Annotated in this window: 1 protein-coding gene; it reads right to left on the bottom strand. The window is 58.1% G+C overall.

What is annotated here, in order from left to right:
• Positions 1–53: 53 nt before the first annotated feature.
• A partial coding sequence (locus FCK22_RS18020; protein WP_136720758.1) for an IS6 family transposase occupies positions 54–592 on the bottom strand: 539 nt, incomplete at its 5' end.

A 592-nucleotide genomic window follows, 5' to 3' on the forward strand; every position in this document is an offset into this window, starting at 1 on the left:
GGGTGTTGTCACGTTAACTCGCCGAATTTGCAAGTTGGCAAGCTGTTCGTTGATCAAGCGGCCTGTGCCGCGGATTTCCACGCCTCGAATGCTTCGAGCCGATGGTAGCGGATGGTGAGCGCAGAGCGGCGGCGGGCTGGGACAGAGAAACTATTGCGGGTTGCAGACTTCATAGATACGAAGCGTTGTAATCCACCCGGCGATCGGAAGCCTTGCATCACCCGCTCTCGTTTTCGGAAGGGCAAGTGGCTGTTTTCTGCGCGGTTATTGAGTCCCTTGTGTGACCAATGATCAAGGCCAGGCGCGACCTCGCGCTTTGCGGCACCATAGGAGCGCAGCTTGTCCGTAATGATCCTTTTTGGCACGAAGCCCCAACGTTTCATCAGCTTGACCAAAAGCCGCTTTGCGGCGCGCTTGTCTCGTCTCGATTGGAGAATTTCCTCAAGAACAAAGCCGTGTTGGTCGACCGCGCGCCAGAGCCAGTATGACCGACCCGCGATCTTCACAACGACTTCGTCCAGATGCCAGACATCGCCGGGGCGCGGCAGCCGTCGCTGTAGAACGTGGGCGATCAGGGGGCCGAACTTGACGC

Source organism: Sulfitobacter sp. 15WGC (assembly GCF_005068605.1).
GTDB lineage: Bacteria > Pseudomonadota > Alphaproteobacteria > Rhodobacterales > Rhodobacteraceae > Sulfitobacter > Sulfitobacter faviae.